The following is a 4,862-nucleotide window of genomic DNA, read 5'->3' as shown; positions in this document are numbered from 1 at the left end:
GCGGAACTGGCGGTGCGCGGCGTGGTTAACCGCGAAGACCTGGCCGAGCAGTCGATTGACGACCTGCTCGACATCGACGGCATCGACGAAGAGCGTGCCGGCAAGTTGATCATGGCCGCCCGAGCCCACTGGTTCGAGTAATTAGGCGCGGCCTGAGGAGAGAAGTGCATGACGCAAGTCACGGTGAAAGAACTGGCCCAAGAGGTCGAGGCACCGGTAGAGCGCCTGCTGCAGCAGATGCGTGAGGCAGGTCTGCCGCACACCGACGCCGGTCAGGTAGTGACCGACAATGAGAAGCAGACTCTGCTGACCCATTTGAAGAGCAGCCACAAGAGCAAGGCGGAAGAGCCGCGCAAGATTACCTTGCAGCGCAAGACCACCAGCACCCTGCGTGTCGCCGGTAGCAAAAGCATCAGCGTAGAAGTACGCAAGAAGAAAGTATTCGTTCAGCGCAGCCCTGAAGAAATCCAGGTTGAGCAGAAGCGTGAGCAGGAAGAGCGCCGCGCGGCCGAAAACGCTGCGCGCGAGAAGGTCGAAGCCGACGTTCGCCAGCGCAACGAAGAGCAGGCCCGTCGTCAGGCGGCCGAAGCCCCTGCGGCTGCTCAAGCGCCAGCTGCCAAGGCCGAGCCGGCACCTGCTGCCGCTCCGGCACCGGTAGTTGCCGAGGCCCCGGCGTCGGAAGACGCCGCTGCCCGTGCTGCCGAGCGCAAGAAGGACGAGACCCGTCGCAACGAAAGCCGCACTCGCGATGACGACCGTCGTCGTGGCGAGGCGCCGCGTGTGTCGATCAAGGTCAAGGTCAAGGAGAAGGAAAAAGCGCCGACTCCACGTGCCGCGCCGCGCACTACCGACGAAGAGAGCGATGGCGCTCGTCGTGGTCGTGGTGGCAAGGGCAAGCTGAAGAAGCGTAACCAGCATGGCTTCCAGAACCCGACCGGCCCCGTCATCCGTGACGTGACCATCGGCGAGACCATCACCGTCTCGGAACTGGCCAACCAGATGTCCGTCAAGGGCGCTGAAGTGGTCAAGTTCATGTTCAAGATGGGCACCCCGGTTACCATCAACCAGGTGCTCGACCAGGAAACCGCTCAGCTGATCGCAGAAGAGCTGGGCCACAAGGTTACCCTGGTCAGCGACACCGCCCTGGAAGACTCCCTGGCAGAATCGCTGAAGTTCGAAGGCCAGACCGAGTCGCGCGCGCCGGTGGTTACCGTCATGGGTCACGTTGACCATGGCAAGACCTCGCTGCTCGACTACATCCGTCGTGCCAAGGTTGCCGCTGGCGAAGCCGGTGGTATCACCCAGCACATCGGTGCCTACCACGTGGAAACCGACCGCGGCATGGTCACCTTCCTCGACACCCCTGGCCACGCTGCGTTCACCCAGATGCGTGCCCGTGGTGCCAAGGCGACCGACATCGTCATCCTGGTGGTGGCGGCGGACGACGGCGTGATGCCGCAAACCCGCGAAGCCGTTCAGCATGCCAAGGCAGCTGGCGTTCCGCTGGTGGTCGCGGTGAACAAGATCGACAAGCCGGGTGCCGACCTCGATCGCATCCGCAACGAGCTGGCCGTTGAAGGCGTTACCTCCGAGGACTGGGGTGGTGACACGCCGTTCGTCAAGGTTTCGGCGAAGATGGGTACCGGTGTCGACGAACTGCTCGAAGCCGTTCTGCTGCAGGCCGAGATCCTCGAACTGACCGCCACGCCGACCGCTCCAGGTCGTGGTGTGGTCGTCGAATCGCGCCTGGACAAGGGCCGTGGCCCAGTGGCCACCATCCTGGTTCAGGACGGTACCCTGCGTCAGGGCGACATGGTCCTGTGCGGCTCCAACTATGGCCGCGTGCGCGCCATGCTCGACGAGAACGGCAAGCCTGTGAAGGAAGCTGGCCCGTCGATCCCGGTCGAGATCCTCGGCCTGGACGGCACGCCGGAAGCCGGTGACGAGCTGTCGGTGGTTGCCGACGAGAAGAAAGCCCGCGAAGTTGCCCTGTTCCGTCAAGGCAAGTACCGCGAGGTCAAGCTGGCCCGTGCTCACGCCGGCAAGCTGGAAAACATCTTCGAGACCATGGGTCAGGAAGAGAAGAAGACCCTCAACATCGTCCTCAAGACCGACGTGCGCGGTTCCCTGGAAGCACTGCAGGGTTCGCTGGGCGGTCTGGGCAACGACGAAGTTCAGGTTCGCGTGATCGGTGGCGGCGTCGGTGGTATCACCGAAAGCGACGCCAACCTGGCGCTGGCGTCCAACGCGGTGCTGTTCGGCTTCAACGTGCGTGCCGATGCCGGTGCGCGCAAGATCGTCGAGCAGGAAGGTCTGGATATGCGTTACTACAACGTGATCTACGACATCATCGAAGACGTCAAGAAAGCCCTGACCGGCATGCTCGGCAGCGATGTTCGCGAGAACATCCTGGGTGTCGCCGAAGTGCGTGACGTGTTCCGTTCGCCGAAGTTCGGCGCCATCGCTGGCTGTATGGTCATCGAGGGTACCGTGTACCGCAACCGTCCGATCCGCGTACTGCGCGACGACGTGGTGATCTTCGAAGGCGAGCTGGAATCGCTGCGTCGCTTCAAGGACGACGCCTCGGAAGTGCGTTCGGGCATGGAGTGCGGTATTGGCGTCAAGAGCTACAACGACGTCAAGGTCGGCGACAAGATCGAAGTCTTCGAGAAAGTCCAGGTTGCTCGTACCCTTTAAGGGCGGGCATGGCGCCAGCCCCCGCCGCAGGGCGGTGGCAGCGCCTCGGAAGGTAGCGCCCGGTCAGGCTCAAGCTTGACCGGGCGTTTGCCGCTTTAAGTTACAGGTAGCAAGAATGGCCAAAGAATACAGCCGTACCCAACGTATCGGTGATCAGATGCAGCGCGAGCTGGCAGAACTGATCCGCCGTGAAGTCAAAGACCCACGCGTCGGTCTGGTGACCATCACCGCCGTGGACGTCAGCCGCGACCTGGGCCATGCCAAGGTCTTCATCACCGTCATGGGCGAAGAAACCCCTGACGCCGTGCAGCAGTCGCTCAAGGCACTGAACAGCGCCGCCAGCTTCCTGCGCCTGCACCTGGGCCGCTCGATGCAGCTGCGCAGCGTGCCGCAATTGCATTTCCACTTCGATGAAAGTGTCAGCCGTGGTGTACACCTGTCGGCACTGATCGAGCGTGCAGTGGCCGAAGACCGCCTGCACAAGGATGCCGACGAGCTGGACACCAAGGAGTAAGCGGTGGCCCAGGTCAAACGTATCCGCCGCAACGTCAGCGGCATCATCCTGCTCGACAAGCCGCTGGGGTTCACCTCCAACGCCGCGTTGCAGAAAGTCCGCTGGTTGCTCAATGCCGAGAAGGCCGGGCACACCGGCAGCCTCGACCCATTGGCCACCGGCGTGCTGCCGCTGTGCTTCGGTGAAGCGACCAAGTTTTCCCAGTACCTGCTCGATTCCGACAAGGGCTACGAAACGGTCATGCAGCTGGGGCAGACTACCAGCACCGCGGACGCTGAAGGCGAAGTCCTGCAGACCCGCGAAGTGACCGTTGGTCGCGCCGATCTGGAAGCGGTCATCCCGCGTTTTCGCGGTGAGATCCTTCAAGTACCGCCGATGTACTCGGCGCTCAAGCGCGATGGCCAGCCGCTGTACAAACTGGCACGTGCAGGAGAGGTAGTGGAGCGCGAGGCGCGTTCTGTTACTATTGGCCGCTTGGAATTGCTCGAGTGCGAAGGCACCCGTGCAAGGCTGTCGGTTGGTTGCAGCAAAGGCACCTATATTCGCACCCTGGTGGAGGATATCGGTGAGGCCCTGGGCTGCGGCGCCTATGTCGCCGAGCTGCGCAGGACCCACGCCGGGCCCTTCGCGCTGGCACAGACGGTCACCCTCGAAGAACTCGAGCAGGCCCACGCCGAAGGCGGTAACGAAGCGCTCGATCGCTTCCTGATGCCTTCTGACAGCGGGCTGCTGGACTGGCCGCTGGTCTGCCTGTCCGAACACAGTGCGTTCTACTGGCTGCATGGCCAGGCAGTACGTGCCCCGGAAGCGCCGCAGTTCGGCATGGTCCGGGTACAGGATCACAACGGTCGCTTCATCGGTATCGGTGAAGTGAGCGAAGACGGGCGCATTGCGCCGCGTCGGCTGATTCGGTCGGAATGACCGAAACCGCAGGCCAAGGCTTCGGCTCAAGCCTGCGGATACAAGGGTGGCTGTCAGTAGGCACGGTCACACCTTTCTTATTAATACAGGGATTTGTCCCTGGCCTATTGGACCCCGGTGACGGGATCCGTTTAATCAGGAGTTGCCTCATGGCCCTCAGCGTTGAAGAAAAAGCTCAAATCGTTACCGACTACCAGCAAGCCGCTGGCGACACTGGTAGCCCGGAAGTTCAGGTTGCTCTGCTGACCGCGAACATCAACAAGCTGCAAGGCCACTTCAAGGCCAACGGCAAAGACCACCACTCCCGTCGTGGCCTGATCCGCATGGTCAACCAGCGTCGTAAGCTGCTGGATTACCTGAAGGGCAAAGACACCACTCGTTACAGCGCCCTGATCGGTCGCCTGGGCCTGCGTCGCTAATAGCGGCCTGGTCAGTGGTGTGCATGGCGTGTCGCATGCTTCGAGAACGCTGCCTGGCAGCGTTTTCGTTGGACACGTCACGCGTATCTTCGAGGTTGGCAGCCTGGCAATGCTGAGCGGATTTTCCGCTTGGCGCCAGGCTCCCAGCCTCGTGTTGTATCTGGACGGTCAATGGGGCCGATTCCCCGTTCTGCCCAAGAATTCGCAAGAAACCAGTTCCCCCAGAGCCACTGAAAAAGGTAGGAAACCGTGAACCCGGTAATCAAGAAATTCCAGTTCGGTCAATCGACCGTTACTCTCGAAACGGGCCG

The 4,862-nt window shown here is 62.0% G+C and carries 5 protein-coding genes; all 5 read left to right on the top strand.

Features of this window, described 5'->3' with window-relative positions:
• A partial coding sequence (locus B3E94_RS14595) for a helix-hairpin-helix domain-containing protein (protein WP_286914050.1) occupies positions 1 to 141 on the top strand: 141 nt, incomplete at its 5' end.
• A 27-nt stretch (positions 142 to 168) separates the two neighbouring features.
• Positions 169 to 2,697, top strand: coding sequence for a translation initiation factor IF-2 (gene infB, locus B3E94_RS14590; protein WP_286914049.1), 2,529 nt, complete (start codon positions 169 to 171; stop codon positions 2,695 to 2,697).
• Between the two features lie 115 nt (positions 2,698 to 2,812).
• Positions 2,813 to 3,211, top strand: a complete 399-nt coding sequence (rbfA, locus tag B3E94_RS14585; RefSeq protein ID WP_016391794.1) for a 30S ribosome-binding factor RbfA — start codon at positions 2,813 to 2,815, stop codon at positions 3,209 to 3,211.
• 3 nt (positions 3,212 to 3,214) lie between these two features.
• Positions 3,215 to 4,132 carry a tRNA pseudouridine(55) synthase TruB gene (gene truB, locus B3E94_RS14580; RefSeq protein ID WP_176517425.1) on the top strand — a complete coding sequence of 306 codons (918 nt, stop codon included), beginning with the start codon at positions 3,215 to 3,217 and terminating at the stop codon, positions 4,130 to 4,132.
• Positions 4,133 to 4,281: 149 nt separating this feature from the next.
• Positions 4,282 to 4,551, top strand: a complete 270-nt coding sequence (rpsO, locus tag B3E94_RS14575; RefSeq protein WP_016489163.1) for a 30S ribosomal protein S15 — start codon at positions 4,282 to 4,284, stop codon at positions 4,549 to 4,551.
• Positions 4,552 to 4,862 lie beyond the last annotated feature (311 nt).

It is taken from the genome of Pseudomonas sp. UBA6315 (assembly GCF_002438125.1).
In the GTDB taxonomy this organism is placed as follows: domain Bacteria; phylum Pseudomonadota; class Gammaproteobacteria; order Pseudomonadales; family Pseudomonadaceae; genus Aquipseudomonas; species Aquipseudomonas faucium.
This window is presented reverse-complemented; position numbering and strand designations above follow the sequence as displayed.